Consider the following 21,741-nt stretch of genomic DNA (forward strand, 5'->3'; position numbering starts at 1 on the left):
TGCGGCGCGCGCTCTTACGCGCCGATAAGTTGCTGGTATATCTGGGGCAAAGCCGTCGTCAGGTGGTCTGGATTCGGAATGACGCAATACCTTCCAGCGCCAAACATGCGTGCAAACCAAGACTTTGACTTCGCGTCGATAGTGATACCAAATACCGCTGCCCCCGCGCGTTTTGCTTCGCGGATCGCCATGCGGGTATCTTCGATTCCGTGGCGGCCTTCGTAGTGGTCAAGGTCGTTGGGTTTGCCATCGGTGATCACCAGCAACAGTTTGCGTTGTTGGCTTTGGGCCATGAGATCGACACTGACGTGGCGAATTGCGGCACCAAGGCGCGTATAAAATCCGGGTGCCATTGCGGCGATGCAAGATTCGACGTCACGACTCATGGGCGCATCAAAACTCTTGCAGCGATTCACGTAAACGCGGTTGCGTTTGAGGGATGAAAACGAGTTGATCGCGAAAGTGTCGCCACAGGCGTCAAGGCCCCATGCGAGCGCGGCCATGGCTTCGCGTTCGATGTCGATGACTTGGCGGTTGTGCACGCTGCTTTGGGTCGAGCGCGAGGTATCGAGCAAAATCGAGACGGCCAAGTCGCGCGCTTGGGGGCGGGACTGTCGCCAAATCCTGTCGTTGGAAAGGCCGGTTGCCGCGAGGTCTACATGGGCGCGAACGGCGGCCTCAAGATCAAGGTCTTCGCCGTCGGGTTGGCCCGAGATGATGACGCGGCCCGGACGCAAAGCCTCAAACTGACGGCGCACGGCGCGGATGCGACGCGTGGCTTTTGGGTCGGTTTGAAAGGTTGCAGCGATATCGGTTGTGGGGGCTTCGGCGTCCAAAACGCGTACGTGGTCGGGCATATAGACTCCCGTACGCGTATCCCATTCTGGGTAGGTGAATTTTCCGGAAACAGCTTCACGGTCCACGTCCTCGGGGGCAAGGTCGAGGTGGAGCTTGAGTTTTGTGGCGGGGGCTTTACTGGTTTGTCCAAGGCCAATCTCGTCTTGATCGTCGGCGGCCTTTTTTGCGTCTTCGTTGTCGTCATCATCGATGCGACGGTTGAGGTTCAGGAACTCCGCCCAGCTTAGGATGGCTTCAAATTTGTGGAGGATCAAGCTGTCTTGGCGCTCTGCGAGGTCGGATTTACGACGACGGGCGCGGTGTGTTTTCTCGGAGGTGTTCTCTTCGGGTGTGCCTTCTGTTTCGCGATTTTCGACGCCGCTTGGGGCGGAAAATTGAACAGTGCGCAATTCGGGCCAAATTGGGACAGGAAGGAAGGGTCGATAGCCACGTGGGGCTGTAAGGTCCTCTGGCAGTTGGCCAGAAAGCACATGTGCCAAAAAGTCCGAGGCCAATGAATCTGTGGGGGCAGGGCCACCAAGAAGGTGACGTAAAACGGCCTCAACGGCGGCTTCGTGTTTGGGAAGTTTTTGCACGCGCCGCGCAGAGAGGCTGGCTGTTGAAAGGTCGGTATACAGACCCACGAGGCCGGGGCAGTTTTCCTGCGTGGCTTGGGTCATATTATAGGCCGCAGAGAGGGCGGCAAGGTCGGCACGCAGGGCGTCTTCGACCTCAAGAAATGGAACGGCATGGGCCGTGGCGGCGGTGAGCCAAAGGTAAAGTGCGGCGTTGGCTTCGCGGGCGGGAAACAGGGCGAGGCGTGCGGGAAGGCGCAGGGCCTCCCCGTCAAAGCTTGTGCGCGGCAGTTCTTCAGTCTCTGTTCCCAAGCGGCGTAAAAGCGATAGCCGATGGTGGCTGCGCTCATCTTCTGTGGGTCGAATTTCAACCGAGGGGGTACCGCCGAGCGCACGAAAAAACACGGCCAAGCGGCCCGAGACTTCGCCAAGGGTTACGGCGGCCTCGGGATAACGTTGGGGCGTTTCTATTCTGCTGGCAAGGCTGTGCCAGAGTTTTCCGATGGTCTCTTCGGGTTCCCAAGGTTCAAATTCTAGTTTTGCCATGATCTATCCAAATACCGCTGTGACCAGATCCATCAATCCGGTTTTAACGTCTGCGTCATCGGTAAGGGGCTCAATCATAGCGGCTTCAATCGCGCGCTCGACGCTCATGCCGCCTTGGATCAAGGTTGCCGTATAGACGATCAAACGGGTTGAAACACCTTCTTCGATGTCTTGGCCCTTGAGTGCGCGAAGTTTGTTGGCCAAGCGCACAAGACCCTTAGCACGATCGGCATCAAGACCAGTTTCGCGCGTTACCACCGCGATTTCTTGTGCGGCCTCGGGAAAGTCGAAGCTGAGCGAGAGGAACCGTTGACGGGTAGAGGGCTTGAGGGTTTTTAGGATGTTTTGATAGCCCGGGTTAAAGGACGCCACGAGCATGAAGCCCGGAGCCGCTTCGAGTTCTTCGCCTGTGCGATCAATCGGTAAGATACGCCGATCATCAGTGAGCGGGTGCAGCACGACGGTGACGTCTTTGCGGGCCTCGACAACTTCGTCGAGATAGCACATTGCGCCTTCGCGTACGGCCCGTGTGAGGGGGCCATCGACCCAAACGGTTTCGCCACCCTTAAGGAGGTAACGGCCAATAAGGTCGGCCGCAGAGAGATCATCGTGGCACGCCACAGTATAGAGGTGGCGACCGAGCTTAGCGGCCATGTGGGTCACAAAGCGTGTTTTTCCGCACCCTGTCGGCCCCTTGAGAAGGAGCGGCAGATCATGGGCGGCGGCGGCTTCAAAAACCGCACATTCGTCCCCTTGGGGGAGGTAGAAGGGGGCGTTTGCCGCCCCCCCCTCGTTGATGAGATTATCCTTAGCCATTATTCAGCCGCCTCTGCTACTGCTGCAGTGATGATTTCGCGACGTGGCACGAACACCGAGTAAAGGAAGAGGAGCATTCCGATGAAGAACACCAATCCAGCCCCAAATCGCATCCAGTAGAACAGGGCCAAAGCATCCTGTACGTCCATGTAATAGTCGCCAACAACACGTTGCATATGGGTTTGAATTGTCCCTGCAAATGTTAGAACGAAAGTCATGAACACCATCCCACCCGACATCAACCAGAAGGAAATCATGTTGAGAACTTGGTTGTATGGATCACGGTTTTTCAGGATTGGCATAGCGTAGGTCATGATCGCCAAGTTGAGCGCGACATACGCACCATAGAAGGCCAAGTGACCGTGCGCGGCGGTGATTTGAGTGCCGTGGGTATAGAAGTTCACCCCGTGCAATGTGTGGAGGAAACCCCAAACACCCGCGCCAAAGAACGCCAAGGTTGCACAACCGAGCGACCAAAGAAGGGCCGCCTTGTTTGGGTGGTCGCGGCGCCCTTTCCAGACCATGACAAAGGCAAAGGCCATCATGCCAAAGAAGGGAACAACTTCGAAGGCCGAGAAGATCGAGCCAACCCACTGCCAATATCCAGGGGCACCAATCCAGAAGTAGTGGTGGCCAGTTCCCAGAATACCAGAGAAAAGCGCGGTCGCGACGATGACATAGAGCCATTTTTCGACGATTTCACGATCAACACCGGTGAGTTTGAGCATTAGATAGGCCAAGATCGAAGCCATGATCAGTTCCCAAACGCCCTCAACCCAAAGGTGAACCACATACCACCAGTACATTTTATCCAGCGATAGGTTGTCAGGGTTGTAGAACGAGAACAGGAACAACAACGCTAGACCCCAAAGGCCGAGCAGAAGAGTATTCGTGATCACGGTTTTCTTGCCCTTAAGGACAGTCATCGAGACGTTATACAAGAAAATCAACGCGGCAATGACGATCCCAGCTTTTACCCACTTGGGTTGCTCAAGGAATTCGCGCCCCTCTTTTCCAAGGAAAAAGTTCCCCTCAAAAAGGTTGAACACATAAGTCACCACAACGCCCAATGTCCCAATTACCAAAATGGCAAGCTGGATATAGGCAAGTTTTGGGGAGTGGATTTCGCGTTCGGCTTCCTCGGGAATGAGGAAGTATGCGGCGCCAAAGAACCCAAGCAAAAGCCAGACAATCAGGCTGTTGGTGTGGAGCATGCGCACGATGTTGAAGGGAAGTACCTCCGAAAGTGTGTTCGGAGAGACATAGATCCAGCCTGCGAGTAAACCGCCAAGGATTTGGATCGCAAAAAGCCCGAGGGCGCAAATAAAGTACGCGTAGGCAATTTTCTGAGTTTTATATTTCATTTCTGCGCTCCTTTCCTAGCCTGCCTCGGTGGGCGGCCAGCCTTGAGTGTCGATTGTGCCTGTCCAAAGGAGGAAGTCGCTTAGAGCGCGCATTTCTTCGTCAGTCAGATTGAAGTTGGGCATTTGACGGCGGCCTTCGATGCCGGAGGGCTGTGCCTCCATCCAGCCTTTTAACGCGTCAAAAGCGTCGTCTGGGTCGTCATCAACCCCCCAGCGGATCATTACATTACCCACTTCGGGGGCAAAATACGCACCCTCGCCGAGGATCGAGTGGCAGTTGATACAGGCCTTGTTCTCCCAAATGCGTTTACCGTGGGCGACACTCTCGGTCAGCGTTTCCGCGTTCGTTGAGGTCGTCACGATGTAACGATGCGAATGAATAGAAAGGCCGATAAAGATGGCAATAAAAAACAGGGACCCGCCATAGAAGATATTTCGGGCCATGCTTTTGGTCAGGACGTCGCGCATTGCGCTCTCCTTCGTCGAAGGGTTACGGATAGAACGGCAATGAGGGTTCAAAAACATGCGCGCCTTGATCAAGGTCAAGTTGAACGCGAATAAGCATTACAAATGCCACTTAATTCTGAGTGACGTGTGATTGAGGCACTGTGGGCCAGATTTAGACCGAGAAATGCCTTAGAAACAGACATTAGGGTTGTGGGTGACGCAGGATTACAGGGGGTAGGCTGCGTCACCAATTTGACTAAGATCAAGGTTTCGCCAGAATTTTTGGCATAGCTTTCAGCATCAAAACCGCAGGAAATTATGATGCAATCAGCCAAGAGTACCCCGTCAACAGAACCCAAAGTTTGGTCCCTTCGAACTTTGACCCTTGTGTTTTATCCGTTCTGTGCGACAGCGGCGGCCATTAATTTATTCATGGTTTTCCTACTGTTACAAGCGCTGGGCGTGCCGGCAATTTCGCCTGTTACGGCGCTTTGGTTTGGGGTGATTACCGGACCCGTTTTAAGCTGGATGGCAGGGAAATGGGTGCTGCGATTGATTCTGGAAGCGAGCCCAAAAAACGCCTAACGTCGCAATTCCTGTTCGAGACGTTGTTTTGCAATCGCCTCGTTCTTGTCTGCCTTTTCTTTTTCAAACAACGATCGCTCCACGAAATCCAGATGCGCCAGCGTCGCAGCTTTTGCAGCAACGGGATCACGCGTCTGAATGGCGGTGTTGATATCGCGATGCTGCTCAAGGAGCGTGTCGCGGGTGGTGCGTTGTTTGAACATGATCTGGCGGTTGTAAAATACGCCCTCGCGCAGGAGCTCGTACATCGCGCGCATCATATGGAGCATCACCGTGTTATGGCTCGCCTCAATAATTGAAAGGTGAAATTCGGCGTCAAGCGCCGCCTCTTCGGTGGGATTTCGCTTCGCGTGGGCCGCTTCCATTTTGGCGAAAAGCTGATCAATCACCTCTAGGTCGATGTCCGAACCGGATTGCGCAGCGCGCTCCGCCGCCAGCCCCTCCATGTCACGCCGAAACGAAACATAGTCAAAAAACGCATCATCGTGACGTCCGAAAAGGCTCACAAGGGCTGAGGAAAACGCCGAGCCCAATGCTTCGGAAACATAAATTCCCGCGCCCGCTTTGCTGGTGAGGAGGCCCGCGTCCTGAAGCTCCGCAATTGCCTCGCGCAAACTTGGGCGCGATACCCCCATGCGTTCCGACAATTCGCGCTCGGATGGTAACCTCTCGCCGGGGCGAAGAATGCCACGCAGGATGAGCCGTTCGATTTGGGAAACGACGGATTGAGCAAGTTTTTCCGATTGGATTTTTTGAAACGGCATGAAAGGTCCGGTGGATTGCGGCGTCAGAATTGGTAAGAATATATGACCGATAGGGGGAATAACAACTGTTATCCCGCGTGTGCCAGACCCTAAATTGAAAGCGGGCGCTGGAAAATTCCGCGCCCGCTTTGAATGATACCCCTTAGTTGGTTGGGTGAATGACGATCTCGACCCGACGGTTTGCTGCCTTGCCCTCTTCTGTGAGGTTACTGGCAACGGGGCTGTCTTCGCCTTTACCAACGGCAGATACCCGTCCGCCTGACACGCCCGCGGACAATATTTTCGCCATGACAGCGTCCGCACGACGTTGCGAGAGGAGGAGGTTGTGCTCGGCGGTTCCCGTGTTGTCCGTGTGGCCATAAATCGTGACGGTGGATTTAGGATAGTTCTGAAGGTTGGTCGCAAGGGCGCGGATTTCTCCGTCGAGGCTCGATTTGACCGTGGAGCTGTCGGAATCAAACAAAATGCCCTGTGGCATAACGACGATCAATTCCGTACCCGTGTTGACGACATCGATGGCGCTGTTAGTAAAACTGGCATCAAGGTCTTTTTTCTGTTGGTCAAGCGCGCTGCCAATTGCGGTGCCAACGATGGCGCCTGCTGCGGCTCCGAGGGCGGCGTTTTTGGGGCTGCCCGATGTCGCGCCAATGAAGCCACCCAAAAGGCCCCCAATAATGGCACCGTCTTTTGTTTTGGACTGGCTTTCGCCTGTGACGTACCCAGGGTCCGTACAGCTGGCTAGTGCCAGAACAGCGGCGCTTGCAAGGAGGAGTTTGGACTTTGTAAGGATCATCTAGGACCTCTTTCTGTTGCTCGATTTTGCCCTTTTTACAACGGAAATTGCAGCAAGCGATAGCACAAACACACACCACTGCGCGATTTGTTGCCTGAATGTTTTCCTAAGAGGCGGCGCGTTCGGACTGTGCTGTTTCATAAGCAAGCATGGCCCGCTTGACCGGGAGGCCCCAATGATACCCACCCAACCCGCCGGATTTGCGCAATGCGCGGTGGCATGGAATGAGCCAACTCACCGGATTGCGCCCGACGGCTGTGCCTACGGCCCGCACCGCGCGTGGACTGCCGATGCGCCCAGCAATCTCGGAATAGGTGGTCACTTGGCCGCTCGGAACATTCAGCAGGGCTTCCCAGACTTTGATTTGAAACGGCGCGCCAATCAGATGCAAACTGGCTTGGCCCGATTGCTCCAAAGCTGCGGTGACCCATGTTTGGATTCTGGCAGGCTCTTCGATGAAATTCGCAAAGGGCCAGCGGCGATGTAAGTCGTCATAGGTGGCTTGGGTGCCCATTTCGTCGGAAAACCCCATACCGCAAAGGCCTTTGTCGGTTCCCATCGCCAAACATGGGCCAAAGGGGCTTTCAAACCAACCCGTAAAAATAGTGAGGTCCGCGCCTTTCTTGGCAAATTCGCCGGGGCTCATGGCCTCCCAGCGCAAGAAGAGATCGTGCAGTCGGCCGCTCCCTGAAAGGCCCGTTTCGTGGGCAACAGCGAGGGTCGTGAAGTTGTTTTTTAGCAGGGTTTTCGCGTGATCAAGGGTTAAGTACTGTTGATATCTTTTGGGCGACACCCCGACCCATCCCGAGAAGAGGCGCTGGAGATGCGCGGGGCTCATTTGTACTTCGCGTGCCAAATCTTCGAGCGCTAGGGGGACGCCGCCCGCCGCGTCAACGGCTTCGATCGCCCGTTTGACAACACCGTAATGGTACTTTTTTTCGAATGAATTGTCCGACATGGGAAACTCCTTTGCATCTATCATAATCTACCGCTGATGTGGGTCGATCCATTTCTTGCGCAATTCGTCGATTTTGAATACTTGCCGCATTGGTCACAAAAGGGCATATGGTTCGCATGGCAAAACAGATGAACTATCATACGATCCACCAGATTTTTTCGCGCTTTCAAGAAGCCGAGCCTGAACCCAAAGGCGAGTTGGACCATACCAATGTCTATACATTGGTGGTGGCCGTTGCCCTTTCGGCGCAGGCCACGGACGTTGGCGTTAATAAGGCCACCAAGGCGCTGTTTGAAATTGCCGACACCCCGCAAAAAATGCTTAACCTCGGACTTGAGGGGCTGACTGAGCATATCAAGACCATCGGGTTGTTCCGCCAAAAAGCCAAGAACGTCATGAAAATGAGCCAGATTTTGGTGGAAGAATATGGTGGAGAAGTGCCGTCTTCGCGTGCGGCCCTTGAGAGCCTGCCCGGAGTTGGGCGCAAAACGGCGAATGTCGTTTTGAACATGTGGTGGGATATTCCCGCACAGGCCGTGGACACCCATATTTTCCGGTTCGGGAACCGCTCCGGCGTCGCTCCGGGCAAGGATGTAGTGGTCGTTGAACGCGCAATTGAGGATAACATCCCCGCTGAATTTCAACGCCACGCGCATCACTGGATGATTTTGCACGGGCGGTATACATGCAAGGCGCGCAAGCCGATGTGTGGCACCTGTCTCATCCGTGATCTCTGTGAATTTGAGGATAAAGAATATGACTAAGAAGTACCAAACCGTCGGGATCGGGAATGCGATTGTTGATGTGATTACGCAAGCGGATGACAATTTCCTCGAAATGATGGGGATCGAAAAAGGTATCATGCAACTTGTCGAACGCGAGCGCGCTGAAGTACTTTATGGATCGATGAAAGATCGCGTTCAAACGCCGGGTGGATCGGTGGCAAACGCCTTGGCAGGGCTCGGGGGGCTTGGGCTTTCAACGGCGTTTATCGGGCGCGTTCACGATGATGCGCTCGGCCGGTTTTATGCCGATAAAATGGCTGCGGGCGGCACAGTGTTTGTTAATCCGCCAGTTGCGGGCGGTGATTTGCCGACATCGCGCTCGATGGTGTTTGTCTCTCCCGACGGGGAGCGCTCGATGAATACCTACCTCGGCGTTTCTGCGGATTTGGGACCTGAGGATGTCTCGATAGAGGTGACGAGTCAGGCGGAGATTTTGTTCCTTGAAGGGTATCTTTTTGACAAACCTAAGGGCAAGGAAGCCTTTGAACTGGCCGCGAAATCCTGCCAGTCGACAGGCGGAAAAGCGGGAATTGCGCTGTCGGATCCCTTCTGTGTGGATCGTCATCGCGATGATTTTCGACGCCTGTCACGCGACCTTGATTTCGTCCTTGGGAATGAACAAGAATGGTGCGGCTTGTATGAAACCGACGACCTAGATGTGGCGCTCGGACATGCGGCGGTTGATTGCGGGCTTGTGGCCTGTACGCGCTCCGGATCAGAAGTTGTTATCCTGCACGAAGGCGAACGCGTGACTATTCCTGTTAAACGGATTGTTCCGGTTGATGCGACGGGCGCAGGAGATCAATTCGCGGCGGGGTTCCTTTATGGGGTTGCAACGGGGCAAAGCCTTGAAGTCTCAGGGAAAATGGGCTGTGTTGCTGCTGCCGAAGTTATTCGCCATGTGGGGCCGCGTCCGAACGAAGACGTAAAAGCCCTTTTCCGAGCAGCAAACCTCTTAGGATAATCAATCCTTTCCCTCCTCGGATTTCCACCTAAACTGCTGGAAATCCGAGGAGGGAAAAATGCACGTATTGATAATTGGCGCGGCCGGTATGGTCGGGCAAAAACTCACCAATCGATTGGCGCATTTGGCGGGCCTTTCTGGCCGCGAGATAACGCAGTTAACCCTCGCGGATGTGGTGGCGCCCGCGGCACCCGAAGGTTTTGGCGGCGCGGTCACTCTGCGGGCGGCCGATATTACGGCGCCCGAAACCGCGCTTTCCCTTGTCGCGGAGCGTCCCGACGTGATTTTTCATCTTGCGGCCATCGTTTCGGGCGAAGCGGAGGAGAAGTTCGACAAAGGATACGCCATCAATCTTGCAGCGTTTCAAACCCTCCTTGAGGCCATCCGCGCGCAAAGCACACTGAACGCCCCCTACGTCCCCCGCCTAGTATTCACCTCCTCTATCGCCGTATTCGGCGCGCCTTTTCCAGATATCATCGATGACGAATTTCACTCGACCCCGCTTACAAGTTACGGCACGCAAAAGGCCATTTGCGAACTTCTGGTTAATGACTATTCCCGCAAGGGTTTTGTCGATGGCGTGGGTATCCGCCTCCCTACGGTCTGTATTCGCCCCGGAAAACCCAACCTCGCAGCCTCAGGTTTCTTTTCCAATATTATGCGTGAGCCGTTGATCGGGTTAGAGGCTGTTTTGCCCGTTTCCAAAGACGTGGTGCATTGGCATGCAAGTCCGCGCTCGGCCGTTGGCTTCTTAATTCATGCCGCACAAATGGACACGCGCCTGCTTGGGGCGCGTCGTTCTATGTCGATGCCGGGATTGGCAGCAAGCGTTGGCGACCAAATTGCAGCGCTTGACCGCGTGGCAGGAGCGTCAGCGGTCAAGTTAATAAAATCTGTGCCCGACGAAAAAATCATTCAAATTGTGCTAGGATGGCCTCGGACCTTTGCGCCCCAAAGGGCTATTTCCCTCGGGTTTCAATCTGAGAAAACTTTTGACGAAATTATCCAAGTTCATATCGACGACGAACTGGGAGGCTCCCTGCCTTAACCATTGCGCAAAATTCGGTCTGCAACACTTGGTGCAAGGCGCTGGAGGATCCGGAGCATTTTGGTGCGTTCGACCCAAATGCGTTTCTTACCCTTTTCGACCCCTTCTAAAACTTCCTCTGCAGCATCAATAGGGCGCATTTTTTTGAGTGGGTCACCGCGAGAGAGACCCGTGTCGACAAGGGCCATGACGGCCTCGCTGACAAGAATACGGGTTTTCGCATCTTCGCATTGATATCGAAGGGTTTTGGTGAAACTACCCAAGCCCGCTTTCGTTGCACAATAGACTGGTGCAGAGGCTTTGGGTGAAATTGCCAAGCCAGATGTCACATTGACGATACAGGCGTTTGACTGCGCGCTTAAGAGCGGCAGAAGGGCGTTGCATAACCCGATGGGTGCGGTGAGATTGATGGCGATTTCACGTTGAAATGTGGCAAGGGACGTGCGCTCTGTGGCAAATAAATCGGTATGTTCCATGATCGCGGCGTTATTGATCAGGCCTGCGCAATCTGGGTGTTCGGCCGTGACCCAATTTGCCACGGCTCGCACCATTTCTGGGTCTTGGAGGTCAGCGGCAAGGACGAAAACTCTATCGAGATGCTCTTGGGCCAAACGTTCGAGTTCGGGCTCATCGCGCGCAACAGCAAGTACAGTCGCGCCCCGCGCAATCAGCAGGTCCGTCAATGCGCGCCCGATGCCGCGCGTCGCGCCTGTTACAAGGATCGTTTTGTTTTGAAATGAAAATTTGTGAGACATTCGGCACCAAGTTTAACTGTGAAAAGGACGTTTCCGTGATAATGTAAGGAAAAGCTCACATTGGAAATTCGCGTTCTATGGCTAAAACATCACTGCAGCTGACCCCCAAGAAAATACCGATTCAAACGCGCTCGAAAGCGACTGTTGAAGTGATTCTGCAAGCGACGGCTCATATTTTGGAAAGCGGTGGCCTGGCGATTCTTACCACGAATTTGATTGCCGAGAGGGCGGGGGTGAGTGTGGGGTCGGTCTATCAGTATTTCCCCTCCAAGGAGGCGATACTGATAGAATTGGTGCGACGAATGCGCCAAGATCTGTGTGAAGACCTTGAGGAAGCAAGAGACTCGATTAGAGGGCTTGGCTTGCGGGAAGCGGTCGAAAAGATGGTGCGGGCCAGCGCTGCGCACCATATCCGCGCTCCAAGACGCGTGGAGGTTTTGGAATATGCGGAACTCGAGTTACCGATGACGACGGAAATCGAGGCTTTAAAACGTCGTTCCCTTTCTGCGGTTCTTTTTGTCCTCGATCGTTACGACATCATAGATGCGCCGACTGCTGCCTTTGATTTAAGCGCAATGTGCAAAGGGGTTATTGGCGCGCAGGCCCAGATCGGGTGCAAAGATTTTGAACCGGTGATCCGGCGCCTCACCGATGCCGTTTGTGGCTACCTTTTGGGAGCGCCGGACGAGAGAAATTCGTAAAAACGTTTCGCTCCTATGTTGGACCCACAAGCAATAATTCCGATATTTTTACCGGCAAGTTCGCTCTTGAGCGGCCCGGTGATCGCAGCCGTCGTCGCGGCACACGCAGGTTCCGCGACGATCTTGAGGCCATCGAAAAGCACAGTCATCGCCCGTGTCATCTCGTCGTCTTCGACCTCGACCATCTGATCCACATATCGTTGCGCAAGACCAAAGGAATAAGGCATGGCGAGGGGGGAGCCCAAACTGTCCGCGATGGTGTTAACCTTGTCCAATCGCTGGGGGCTCCCTATTTCGAGCGACCGAGTCATGCTGTTTGCCCCAACGGGTTCGACGCCGTAGATGCGAATGTTTGGATGAATAAGTTTCGCCGCGAGAGCGAGCCCACTTATTAAACCACCGCCTCCGACGGGAATGACCAAAGCGTCCAAATCGGGCGTGTCCGTTAATATCTCAAGGCCAATGGTTGCCGCACCCAGAGTCATATAGGGACTTTCAAACGGGTGGAGGGGCGTTGCGCCCGCGGCTGAAAGCATGTCCATCCGTGCGAAGGCTGCGGTGATGTCTTCGGCCAACTCAACTTCGGCCCCAAGCGCAATACAGCCTTCAATGCGCGCGGAATCTGTTGCCTTGGGCATGATGACCTTAGCCGAAATACCGGATTTTCTTGCCCCCCAAGCAACGGCCAACGCGTGATTGCCCCCGCTGACTGCGACAACGCCTGCCGCGCGCGCGGTGGGGTCCATTGCAGCAATCGCCAACAGAACACCGCGCGCTTTGAAGGTTCCTGTTTCTTGAAACAGTTCCATTTTCATAGTCACTTGAGCATCAGCGGGAAGACCAGCAATACGGTCAGGACTCAGCCTTACCGAAGGTGTCCGAATGATTTGTCCACGCAAGGATTCGGCCGCTGTCTTAATATCGGGAAGGTCTGGATAGCTCATTTCTCACCAAGTTTCGCGTGGACTTCATCAAGATCGACAGGCTGCAGCGGCATCTTGTTGGCGGGATTTTCAAAGTCATATTGAAAAAGGCGGAAATCACGTTTGTAAATTTCATAAACGAGATGCATGGACAGATCGTCGAAGTAATCTTCAACGGGATGCAGGCGTTTTGGCCCGTGGCCTTCACTTTCGTTGAAGCGCGGAATTTGGGAGAGGTCCACCGCATGAGGTGTCTCAATCGCGTTCAAAACCTCTTGCATTCCCTCATTAAAACGTTCGGTGAAGATAATTTTGTTATACTTTCCACCGTTGTTAATAAACGTCGAAACATGCCCCGACATGGCGGACCAATGGATGTCTGGGTCCATCGGACGGCGCCAACGAATGCTGTCGCGGGCAAACAAAAGGAATCGGCGAAAGCTCTTTACTTGATCAAATTCGAATCCTGTTTCCGGATCGCCAACTTCGATCCCGTATTTCTGAACCAACAAAGGTACCAGATTGCCACGATACCGTTTTCCATTGCGTTGAATGCCGCAAATTTTATCGAAAAAGGAGCTTAGAATACGGGTGTAGGGGTTGCGGACACAGGTGAAAGCGTAACTTTCGTGGCCTGTCACGTTGCGCTCTATAATGGGCTGGCTGGCTTCAATGGCCCATTTATGCAGCCCCGCTTTTGAGTCGTGAATGTCGCCATCAAAAAAAGTGCCATGATCGGAGTAATACATGATCTGCCCGATGGTCGAGCAGGCGCATTTCGGAACAACGCGGTATACCACGCTTTCACTCTCGGTCATCCAAGTGCCGGGAAAGCCCATATTTATATCGTCTCCAATAGTGTGCCCGAACAGAAATACGCGGTGCTGACTTATTTTTGCACAAAAAAGCAAAGAAACGCTGTTTATTCAACGCCTGTTAGCGTTATTTGTGTAAACAATCTGGGATATTAAGGGTTTTGTTTCGTAAATGGCAGAAATCGCCTACATTCTTCTGTGCCACAAGGATCCAGAAGCTATTATTTTGCAAGCCAAGCGTCTCACCGCTGCTGGCGACTATATGGCGATTCATTTTGACGCAAGCGCCAGTCCAGCGCATTTCGCCGAAATTGGCGCAGCCCTGAAGGGCAATCCAAATGTTGTTTTTTCAAAAAAGCGGATCAATTGTGGCTGGGGGGCGTGGAGTCTGGTGCAAGCTACGCTTTATGCCGTTGAAGCTGCCGAAAAGGCTTTCCCGCGGGCGACGCATTTTTACATGCTGTCTGGCGACTGTATGCCGATTAAATCGGCGGTTTATGCGCACCAGTTTTTAGACAATACCGATATCGATTATATTGAAAGTTTCGACTATTTCGAAAGTGATTGGATTAAAACGGGGATGAAGGAAGAGCGGCTGATTTATCGCCACTATTTCAACGAACGCACCCAAAAATGGCTTTTTTATCAAAGTTTTAATCTCCAGCGTAAACTGGGATTAACGCGCGACATTCCGTCCGACATTCAGGTGCAGATAGGCAGCCAGTGGTGGTGTCTACGGCGCCGGACGATTGAAGCAATTCTTAAGTTCACCAAAGAGCGTAAAGACGTCATGCGTTTTTTCCGCACCACGTGGATTCCGGATGAAACGTTTTTCCAAACGCTCGTGCGCCATCTGGTACCAGAAGTTGAAATTGAAGCGCGGACACTGACGTTTTTAATGTTTTCGGAATACGGAATGCCGGTGACGTTTTACAATGACCACTATGATATGCTCGTGAGCCAAGACTTTCTTTTCGCTCGCAAAGTGAGTCCGGAGGCCGAAGAACTCAAACTTCGCTTGGGGAAGCTTTATGCAAGTGGGAACGCGGATTTCCCAATTTCAAGCGAGGGTCGAAGCCTGTTTAAGTTCCTGACAGGGCGAGGGCGCAAAGGGCGCCGCTTTGCGCCAAGGTTCTGGGAGGCAGAAGCTACCATGGGGCGCAATCGCGAACTTTTGATTGTTGCCTGTAAAAAATGGCATGTCGCCAAGCGCTTGGTCGACGGCATTCGCCGCTCCTCTGATTTTCCCGTCATCGAATATCTTTTTAACGAAGAAAATACGCCGTTGCCCGATTTGGGCGGCATTCAGTCCACGATTGGCAAACGCACGCGGCATCGGCGTGCGTTGGTGCGGATGTTGTTTGACTACTATGAAACCGACAAAATGGTTATATGTCTGGACTCTAGCAATCTGGACCTCATACAAGATTTTTACGCAGATCGCAGTAAAACGAAACTGCTGGAGATCAATTGTGACTTTTCTGGCGATTATCTGGTTGGACATGCCATTCGGGTTGGCCTTGCGGGGGAAAGCCCGTCAGAGGAAACCATCAACTCCTTGATGCCAACAATTCAACAAGATTTGGTGTATGAATCGGATGCGATTCGCGACGCGAATTTTCCCATGCACTTTCGCATCCTGCAAAAAAATTCGCCTGCGAAAAATGCGCTGCCTCTCGCAGAGTTCCTTGATGCCACACCCGAAGACGCGCTAAGACTCGCCGAAATTGACCACTTATTCTCTGATTAAACGCTGTCGCAAAAGGATGCTCATATGGCCTATCTCTATGATTCCGAAAACATTTTCGCCAAAATCCTCCGAGGGGAAATTCCGAATGCTACTGTTTTGGAAACTGACCACACGTTGGCATTTCGCGATATTACACCCCAAGCCCCCGACCATGTTTTGGTAATACCTAAGGGACCGTATGTGAATTTTGATCACTTCGCAATGAATGCGAGTGATGCTGAGATTTTGGATTTTAACCGCACAATCGGCACCCTTTGCAAAATGCTCAAGGTGCAACCAGGCGAGGGTGGCAACGGGTATCGCTTGATCGCCAATTCAGGCGAAGCGGCAATCCAAGAGGTGCCGCATATGCACATGCATATCCTCGCCGGCCGTCCCCTTGGTCGCATGCTAAATCCTGCTTAAAGTTACAGTTATTTTGCCGTTAAGGCCAAAAACACGTCCTCAAGATCAGGCTCTTCGGTGCGGACATCGCGAATGGTGATGTTTGCGTCGCGGAGCGAGTCGAGGATTTCACTCGCTGAAGTGGTGGTGCTTTTGTAACTGATCGCGAGCGAGCCGTCGGCACGGCGTGTTAGCGCCGTGTCTTTGGGAGGCGTGTATTCTGTGGCTGGGCGATCTGGTACAATGACCAGTGTTTTGGTATCCAAACGGCCCACCATAGTTTTTGTATCTTCGCGGACGATTAACTCGCCATGGTTAATAATGCCGATCTCGTCGCACATTTCCTCAGCTTCTTCGAGGTAGTGGGTCGTCAAGATGATCGTCATTCCTTGCTGGTTCAACTTGCGCACATTGTCCCATAACATCTGGCGGATTTCGATATCCACGCCAGCGGTCGGCTCGTCCAAAACCAAAATATCGGGATGATGTACGAGGGCTTTGCCCAGCAAAAGACGCCGCTTCATACCGCCCGAAAGCGACCGCGCATAGGCGTCTGCCTTGTCAGTAAGGCCAATCATTTCAAGGATTTCGTCGCTTTTGCGTTTGGATTTCGGAACACCATATAATCCAGCCTGTACCTCAAGGGCTTCGCGCGGCGAAAAAAACGGGTCCATGTTGAGTTCTTGCGGCATCACCCCAATAGAGGCGCGGGATTGACGGGGGTTGATGTCCTGATCAAACCCCCAAATTTTGACGTTCCCTGCGGATTTCACCACAAGCCCCGCTAGAATATTAATAAGCGTTGATTTTCCCGCACCATTTGGCCCCAACAGTCCAAAAATACTGCCTTTGGGGATCGCGAGATCAATCCCTTTCAAGGCGACTTTGGGCGCTTGATTGCGCTGCGCAGCATAGGTCTTTTTCAGGCCAGTAATTTCTAAAGCGTTCTCAACCATTTCCATCATCCCGCATCGGTTTTCGATCTTGCCCCGAGGGTGTGGATCGCTATCATGCAGCAGACTTAAGCCCGAAGACCGTCTTCGACAAGCTAAACGGAGCCATCATGACCATAGAAGCCCCTGAATTCGTTATTGTAGAGCAAAGCCGTGTGGCCTGTGATGGAGGCGAAGGCGCGCTGGGACACCCCCGCGTATGGCTTTTTATCCCCGAAGAAACAGGGTTTGTTGAGTGTGGCTATTGCGACAAAAAGATCATCCTCAAGGGCGGCTCGGCCGACACCTAAATTCTTTGCTGGTAGATTAAAATTCCTTCGGGAAGCCCCAAATTGCGCAGCATTTGGGTGGTGAAGACCTGAGTGATATGCGAAGGTTGTCGCACATAAAAATCGAAAAGGGCGCGCTATGGAAACCTCATTTGGCAAAGGCTGTCATCTACATTTGATCGATGGCTCGGCGTTCATTTTCCGCGCGTATCATGCGTTGCCTCCGCTAACGCGCAAGTCTGACGGATTGCCCATCGGGGCCGTCGCCGGATTTTGCAACATGTTGTATAAGCAAGTTGAGGACAACAAAGGATCAGACGCGCCGACGCATGTTGCCGTCATTTTTGATCACTCTGGAAAAACTTTTCGCAATGATCTCTATGATTTATACAAAGCCAACCGCCCTCCGGCGCCCGAAGATCTCCGCCCGCAGTTTCCTCTAACCCGCGATGCAACCCGCGCGTTTAACATTGCCTGTATCGAGGTTGAGGGCTTTGAAGCGGACGATATAATCGCGACCCTTGCCCGCCAAGCGGATGAGGCAGGGGGGCGCTGCACGATTATTTCGAGCGACAAAGACATGATGCAACTCGTCGGTGGCGGGGTCGAAATGCTCGACGTCATGAAAGGCAAGCGCATCGATCGTGAAGGTGTTTTCGATAAATTCGGCGTTGGTCCCGAGCGCGTTGTCGATGTTCAGGCTTTGGCGGGAGATAGCGTTGATAACGTGCCCGGCGCGCCCGGAATTGGCCTCAAAACGGCGGCGCTTTTGATCAACGAATATGGCGATCTGGAAAGTCTTTTGGCGCGGGCTGGTGAAATCAAACAACCCAAGCGCCGCGAAAGTCTTCTCAACAACGAAGCACTCATCCGCGTTTCGCGCTCCCTTGTGAAGCTCGACACGCATATGGATTTGGACTTCACGCTCGAAAGCCTTGAGATTCGCGAGCCTGAAGCCGAAGCACTATTGGCTTTCCTCAATGAGATGGAATTCCGTACACTCACGAAACGGGTGGCCGATAAAATGGGTGTCGCGGCCCCAATCGTTGTGGAGACCAGCGGGGCTAGTGCGCCGACGGCCTTACCGACCGTGGCGATTGATTCCGAAAAATATGAATGTGTGCGCGACGCCGCTGGGTTGCAAAAACGGATCGACGCGGCGTATCGGCGGGGCTGGGTTGCGGTGGATACCGAGACCACGGGAATCAATGAAATGGTCGTTGAACTGGTCGGAATCTCACTATGTATTGAGGCAGGGGAGGCCTGTTACATCCCGCTCGCGCATCGCGCGGATGCGGGCGAAGATCTCTTTGCAACCAACACGTTGGCCGATGGGCAAATGGAGCTTCAGGCAGCGCTTGATATGCTCAAACCGATGCTCGAAGACCCGTCGATTCTAAAAATCGGCCAAAACATGAAATACGATGTCAAGATTTTCAAACGCTATGGCGTTTCGGTCGCGCCGATTGATGATACGATGTTGATGTCCTATGCGATGAACGCGGGCTTGCATAATCACGGCATGGATACACTGAGCGAACGCTATCTTGATCACACGCCGATTCCGATTAAATCTTTGCTTGGAAGCGGAAAATCCGCGATTACATTCGATCAGGTCCCCGTAGACGAGGCTGTGAAATACGCCGCCGAGGATGCTGATATTACTCTGCGTTTGTGGCAGATATTCAAGCCACAGTTGCACCAGAAACAGGTGACAACGGTTTACGAAACGCTTGAACGTCCGCTCGTTCCTGTGCTGGCAGAAATGGAAATGTACGGGATCAAAGTTGATAGGGATACCCTGTCGCGGATGTCCAACGCCTTTGCCCAGAAAATGGCGGGCCTAGAGGCCGAAATTCACGAGATTGCAGGCCAAAGTTTCAACGTCGGCTCCCCCAAACAGCTTGGGGAAATCCTGTTCGACAAGATGGCCCTTGAGGGTGGGAAAAAGGGCAAAACCGGCGCCTATGCGACGGGCGCGGATATCCTTGAGGACCTCGCGGCCGAAGGACATGATTTACCCGCCCGCGTTTTGGATTGGCGGCAGTTGAGCAAGCTGAAATCCACCTATACGGACGCCCTTCAGTCCCATATCAATCCCGAAACGGGGCGTGTGCACACGTCCTATTCCATCGCCGGTGCCATCACGGGGCGCTTGGCATCGACCGATCCAAACCTGCAAAATATTCCCGTCCGAAGCGAGGAAGGGCGGCGCATTCGCGAGGCCTTTATTGCCGAAGAAGGCAAAACCCTCGTGAGCCTTGATTACAGCCAAATTGAGTTGCGCATTTTGGCGCACGTGGCCAATATCGAGAGCCTGAAACAGGCGTTCCGCGACGGGCACGACATTCACGCGATGACCGCTAGCGAAATGTTTGACGTACCGCTTGATGAAATGACGCCCGAAATTCGCCGCCAAGCTAAAGGCATCAACTTTGGGGTGATTTACGGAATTTCAGGCTTCGGACTTGCAAGAAATCTGCGGATACCGCGCAAAGAAGCGCAGGGCTTTATCGACCGTTATTTTGAGCGCTTTCCCGGAATTCGGGCCTATATGGACGATACCGTGCAATTCGCGCGCGATCATGGCTATGTCGCGACCCTCTTTGGCCGTAAAATCAACACGCCTGAAATCAACGCCAAAGGGCCACAGGCGGGGTTTGCCAAACGCGCCGCGATCAACGCGCCCATTCAAGGGACGGCTGCGGATATTATTCGTCGGGCGATGATCCGGATGCCGGCGGCGATCAAGGACCTGCCCGCCAAAATGCTCCTTCAGGTGCATGACGAATTGATCTTCGAGGTCGACGATAGTGCTGTTGACGAAACGATCGAAGTTGTCCGGAACGTCATGGAAAACGCGGCAATGCCAGTTGTAAAACTGGATGTGCCATTGACAGTGGATGCGGGGCGCGGCGCGAATTGGGCACGGGCGCACTAAAGGATCGGGCGATGATTTTCGATGGCGTAAAAATCCACGAGTCGCTTGCCCACGCTATGTTCAAACGGGCCTGTCTCGGTGAGGAATTGCATACGATCAAGGCGGAACATACGGAAATCACTGCGTAATTCACACCATCCGACCAAGGTCCAAACCTTGCCCCAAAACCAAAGTCCAAGCGGGCGGACGTGGCGTTCGCTTTTGGTGCCGTCGCCCTTTTCGTAGTGAATGAGCAGCATTTGTTGGCGATCCACGGCGGATTCAATTTGGTCGATGACTTTGCGTTCTGCATCGGAAAACCAAAATGGGTTGGGCGCGAAAATCTGAACTTTTGCGGCATCTTTTCGGGCTTCCTCAGGGAGAACGGCTTCGATTTTCACAAGGGCTTCTTGGGCGGCAAGAGCCATATCTGACCCACCCCAAGCGCGTAACATGCGCGCGCCCGCAACCAGTGCGGTGATTTCCTTGCGGTTGAACATCAGCGGTGGCAGATCATAGCCTTCCCGCATCAAATACCCAACGCCAGCCTCGCCATCAATCGGAACCCCCGAGCCGATCAAATCCGCGATGTCGCGATAGATCGTCCGTTCGCTGACTTCCAGCCGATCCGCCAAAATGCGGGCCGTAAGGAGCCGACCGCCGCGCAGATATTGCACGATCTGAAAGAGGCGGTCGGCTCTCCGCAATTAGGTCGCCACTTCAAAGAGGCCGATGGAATTTCCATCTGGGTCCGCAATATATTGGAAGCGCCCCGAAGGGATGGTCACAGGCTCGCGCACCACGGTCGCGCCCGCGTCTTTGGCCCGTGTGATCGCGGCTTCAAGGTTGCCGTAGATTGCTAAATGTACTGTTGGTCCGGTGCCTGCGGGCGCGGGAGTGCCTGCATAAATATGGCCCGCAATGGCGGCTTGGTCTTGCATAGGAAAGAAGATGATTTCCCCGCCACCGAATTCTTCGATTTTCAGCGGAGTGTCGAGGACAGCACTGTAAAATTTGCGCCCCGCTTCAAGGTCGGTAACGGGAATTTCGGCCCAGACGACCGAGTGTTTAGGAGAATTAGACATGAATATGTTCCTTTGAGAAAGTGTTCGTAGGACCCTTTTTACATACCCCTCCTGACAGCATTATGTCAGGAGCCTTGCGCGATATTCAAACTAATTTGCTTTGGGCAAGGATTGGGAAGAACACCCCTCCCGACCAAATGCCGAAAAACGGCTTGCCTTCAATGTCTTGTGTGTCGCCAATATCGACGAGTCGGTAAAAACTTTTTCTATCGATCAGGGCTTCAAGATTGGCGCGCACCAAAACATAAGGCGCGGGTTCGCCGCTGTCAGGATCAATGGTGACGCGAATCGGATGATCGGGCCCTGCGGTCACGTCGTCACCAACATGGGTTGTGAACGTGAGGGATTGCTCTTCGCCCGTTCCCTCGGCGTTGAAATCGATGGCCACAAAAGGCGCGTCGTCGACTTTGATGCCGACTTTTTCAACGGGCGTCACAAGGAAATAATCCTCACCGTCCTTGCGCAAGATGGAGGAGAAAAGCTTGACCAAACCCTTACGCCCGATGGGGGAGCCGAGATAAAACCAAGTCCCATCGCGCGCGATCCGCATATCTAGGTCACCACAGAACGGCGGGTTCCACAAATGAACGGGCGCTGGCCCCCTTTTGGTGGCCTGTTTTGCCGCGCTGATGATGCTTGTTGGCAGCTCAGATTTTTCTGGGCTAGAATCCGCTGGATTTGACGGCATTTTCACGATCTTTTCA

At 53.5% G+C, this 21,741-nt stretch carries 23 protein-coding genes; 9 read left to right on the plus strand and 14 right to left on the minus strand.

From position 1 onward, the window contains the following. Nucleotides 1-14 precede the first annotated feature (14 nt). Genes RC74_RS08825 through RC74_RS08840 form a run of 4 tightly spaced genes read right to left on the minus strand, consistent with a single transcriptional unit; the run spans nucleotide 15 to nucleotide 4,606 of the window. Nucleotides 15-1,958, minus strand: coding sequence for a nitric oxide reductase activation protein NorD (locus RC74_RS08825; protein ID WP_039001920.1), 1,944 nt, complete (start codon nucleotides 1,956-1,958; stop codon nucleotides 15-17). Between the two features lie 3 nt (nucleotides 1,959-1,961). Beyond that, nucleotides 1,962-2,774 (minus strand): CbbQ/NirQ/NorQ/GpvN family protein, encoded by an 813-nt coding sequence (locus RC74_RS08830; RefSeq protein ID WP_039001921.1) that lies wholly within the window; start codon nucleotides 2,772-2,774, stop codon nucleotides 1,962-1,964. After that, nucleotides 2,774-4,138: a cbb3-type cytochrome c oxidase subunit I gene (locus RC74_RS08835; RefSeq protein ID WP_039001923.1), complete on the minus strand. Its 1,365-nt coding sequence runs from the start codon at nucleotides 4,136-4,138 to the stop codon at nucleotides 2,774-2,776. Before RC74_RS08835 ends, RC74_RS08830 begins: the two co-directional genes overlap by 1 nt. A 15-nt stretch (nucleotides 4,139-4,153) precedes the next feature. Beyond that, nucleotides 4,154-4,606 (minus strand): c-type cytochrome, encoded by a 453-nt coding sequence (locus RC74_RS08840; RefSeq protein WP_039001924.1) that lies wholly within the window; start codon nucleotides 4,604-4,606, stop codon nucleotides 4,154-4,156. A gap of 300 nt (nucleotides 4,607-4,906) precedes the next feature. On the opposite strand from RC74_RS08840, the gene RC74_RS08845 reads away from it, so the two are divergent. Next, nucleotides 4,907-5,170 (plus strand): hypothetical protein, encoded by a 264-nt coding sequence (locus tag RC74_RS08845; RefSeq protein WP_039001925.1) that lies wholly within the window; start codon nucleotides 4,907-4,909, stop codon nucleotides 5,168-5,170. On the opposite strand, the gene RC74_RS08850 is transcribed toward RC74_RS08845, so the two are convergent. The 3 genes from RC74_RS08850 to RC74_RS08860 all read right to left on the minus strand — a co-directional run bounded on the left by RC74_RS08850 (nucleotide 5,167) and on the right by RC74_RS08860 (nucleotide 7,685). Beyond that, a complete protein-coding gene (locus RC74_RS08850) occupies nucleotides 5,167-5,934 on the minus strand; it encodes a FadR/GntR family transcriptional regulator (RefSeq protein ID WP_039001926.1) in 768 nt (255 codons plus the stop codon). The two genes, RC74_RS08845 and RC74_RS08850, sit on opposite strands and share 4 nt — an antisense overlap. A 142-nt stretch (nucleotides 5,935-6,076) precedes the next feature. Further along, complete coding sequence (locus tag RC74_RS08855) at nucleotides 6,077-6,727, minus strand: YiaD family glycine zipper/OmpA-like lipoprotein (protein ID WP_039001927.1); 651 nt, start codon at nucleotides 6,725-6,727, stop codon at nucleotides 6,077-6,079. A gap of 106 nt (nucleotides 6,728-6,833) precedes the next feature. Further along, on the minus strand, nucleotides 6,834-7,685 hold the full coding sequence (locus tag RC74_RS08860; protein ID WP_039001929.1) for a methylated-DNA--[protein]-cysteine S-methyltransferase: 852 nt from the start codon (nucleotides 7,683-7,685) through the stop codon (nucleotides 6,834-6,836). 116 nt (nucleotides 7,686-7,801) lie between these two features. On the opposite strand from RC74_RS08860, the gene nth reads away from it, so the two are divergent. The 3 genes from nth to denD are packed head-to-tail and all read left to right on the plus strand — an operon-like array spanning nucleotide 7,802 to nucleotide 10,482. Beyond that, entirely contained in the window at nucleotides 7,802-8,449 is a 648-nt protein-coding gene (gene nth / locus RC74_RS08865; RefSeq protein ID WP_039001931.1) for an endonuclease III, read from the plus strand. Beyond that, nucleotides 8,442-9,434 (plus strand): adenosine kinase, encoded by a 993-nt coding sequence (locus tag RC74_RS08870; RefSeq protein ID WP_039001933.1) that lies wholly within the window; start codon nucleotides 8,442-8,444, stop codon nucleotides 9,432-9,434. Before nth ends, RC74_RS08870 begins: the two co-directional genes overlap by 8 nt. 58 nt (nucleotides 9,435-9,492) lie before the next feature. Then, nucleotides 9,493-10,482, plus strand: coding sequence for a D-erythronate dehydrogenase (denD, locus tag RC74_RS08875; protein ID WP_039001934.1), 990 nt, complete (start codon nucleotides 9,493-9,495; stop codon nucleotides 10,480-10,482). Here the strand turns inward: denD and RC74_RS08880 are convergent. Next, nucleotides 10,479-11,237, minus strand: coding sequence for an SDR family oxidoreductase (locus RC74_RS08880; protein ID WP_039001936.1), 759 nt, complete (start codon nucleotides 11,235-11,237; stop codon nucleotides 10,479-10,481). The two genes, denD and RC74_RS08880, sit on opposite strands and share 4 nt — an antisense overlap. A gap of 77 nt (nucleotides 11,238-11,314) precedes the next feature. Between RC74_RS08880 and RC74_RS08885 the strand changes: the two genes are divergently transcribed. Further along, entirely contained in the window at nucleotides 11,315-11,938 is a 624-nt protein-coding gene (locus RC74_RS08885; protein ID WP_052274791.1) for a TetR/AcrR family transcriptional regulator, read from the plus strand. Here RC74_RS08885 and RC74_RS08890 read toward each other — a convergent pair. Further along, nucleotides 11,902-12,882, minus strand: a complete 981-nt coding sequence (locus RC74_RS08890) for a threonine ammonia-lyase (protein ID WP_039001938.1) — start codon at nucleotides 12,880-12,882, stop codon at nucleotides 11,902-11,904. The genes RC74_RS08885 and RC74_RS08890 overlap by 37 nt on opposite strands. After that, nucleotides 12,879-13,700 carry a sulfotransferase family protein gene (locus tag RC74_RS08895; RefSeq protein WP_039001940.1) on the minus strand — a complete coding sequence of 274 codons (822 nt, stop codon included), beginning with the start codon at nucleotides 13,698-13,700 and terminating at the stop codon, nucleotides 12,879-12,881. The genes RC74_RS08890 and RC74_RS08895 overlap by 4 nt, the downstream gene beginning before the upstream one ends. A gap of 148 nt (nucleotides 13,701-13,848) precedes the next feature. Here RC74_RS08895 and RC74_RS08900 point away from each other — a divergent pair, with 148 nt between their 5' ends. Both RC74_RS08900 and RC74_RS08905 read left to right on the plus strand, forming a co-directional pair. Then, nucleotides 13,849-15,426, plus strand: coding sequence for a DUF5928 domain-containing protein (locus RC74_RS08900; protein ID WP_039001942.1), 1,578 nt, complete (start codon nucleotides 13,849-13,851; stop codon nucleotides 15,424-15,426). 24 nt (nucleotides 15,427-15,450) lie between these two features. Beyond that, the gene (locus tag RC74_RS08905; RefSeq protein WP_039001943.1) at nucleotides 15,451-15,831 is read left to right on the plus strand and encodes an HIT domain-containing protein; all 381 of its coding nucleotides are present in this window, start codon (nucleotides 15,451-15,453) and stop codon (nucleotides 15,829-15,831) included. An 8-nt stretch (nucleotides 15,832-15,839) separates the two neighbouring features. Here the strand turns inward: RC74_RS08905 and RC74_RS08910 are convergent, their stop codons facing one another. Continuing rightward, nucleotides 15,840-16,766: an ABC transporter ATP-binding protein gene (locus tag RC74_RS08910; protein ID WP_039002019.1), complete on the minus strand. Its 927-nt coding sequence runs from the start codon at nucleotides 16,764-16,766 to the stop codon at nucleotides 15,840-15,842. 107 nt (nucleotides 16,767-16,873) lie between these two features. Between RC74_RS08910 and RC74_RS08915 the strand changes: the two genes are divergently transcribed. Both RC74_RS08915 and polA read left to right on the plus strand, forming a co-directional pair. Further along, a complete protein-coding gene (locus RC74_RS08915) occupies nucleotides 16,874-17,053 on the plus strand; it encodes a zinc-finger domain-containing protein (RefSeq protein ID WP_039001945.1) in 180 nt (59 codons plus the stop codon). 118 nt (nucleotides 17,054-17,171) lie between these two features. Next, nucleotides 17,172-19,973 carry a DNA polymerase I gene (gene polA / locus RC74_RS08920; RefSeq protein WP_039001947.1) on the plus strand — a complete coding sequence of 934 codons (2,802 nt, stop codon included), beginning with the start codon at nucleotides 17,172-17,174 and terminating at the stop codon, nucleotides 19,971-19,973. On the opposite strand, the gene RC74_RS08925 is transcribed toward polA, so the two are convergent. The 3 genes from RC74_RS08925 to RC74_RS08935 all read right to left on the minus strand — a co-directional run bounded on the left by RC74_RS08925 (nucleotide 19,970) and on the right by RC74_RS08935 (nucleotide 21,725). Then, on the minus strand, nucleotides 19,970-20,659 hold the full coding sequence (locus tag RC74_RS08925; protein ID WP_039001948.1) for a helix-turn-helix transcriptional regulator: 690 nt from the start codon (nucleotides 20,657-20,659) through the stop codon (nucleotides 19,970-19,972). The genes polA and RC74_RS08925 overlap by 4 nt on opposite strands. Next, complete coding sequence (locus tag RC74_RS08930; protein ID WP_039001950.1) at nucleotides 20,660-21,037, minus strand: VOC family protein; 378 nt, start codon at nucleotides 21,035-21,037, stop codon at nucleotides 20,660-20,662. It abuts the gene before it with no gap. An 85-nt stretch (nucleotides 21,038-21,122) separates the two neighbouring features. Next, the gene (locus RC74_RS08935; RefSeq protein WP_052274801.1) at nucleotides 21,123-21,725 is read right to left on the minus strand and encodes a DUF1285 domain-containing protein; all 603 of its coding nucleotides are present in this window, start codon (nucleotides 21,723-21,725) and stop codon (nucleotides 21,123-21,125) included. Nucleotides 21,726-21,741 lie beyond the last annotated feature (16 nt).

This window comes from Falsihalocynthiibacter arcticus, assembly GCF_000812665.2.
Taxonomy (GTDB): domain Bacteria; phylum Pseudomonadota; class Alphaproteobacteria; order Rhodobacterales; family Rhodobacteraceae; genus Falsihalocynthiibacter; species Falsihalocynthiibacter arcticus.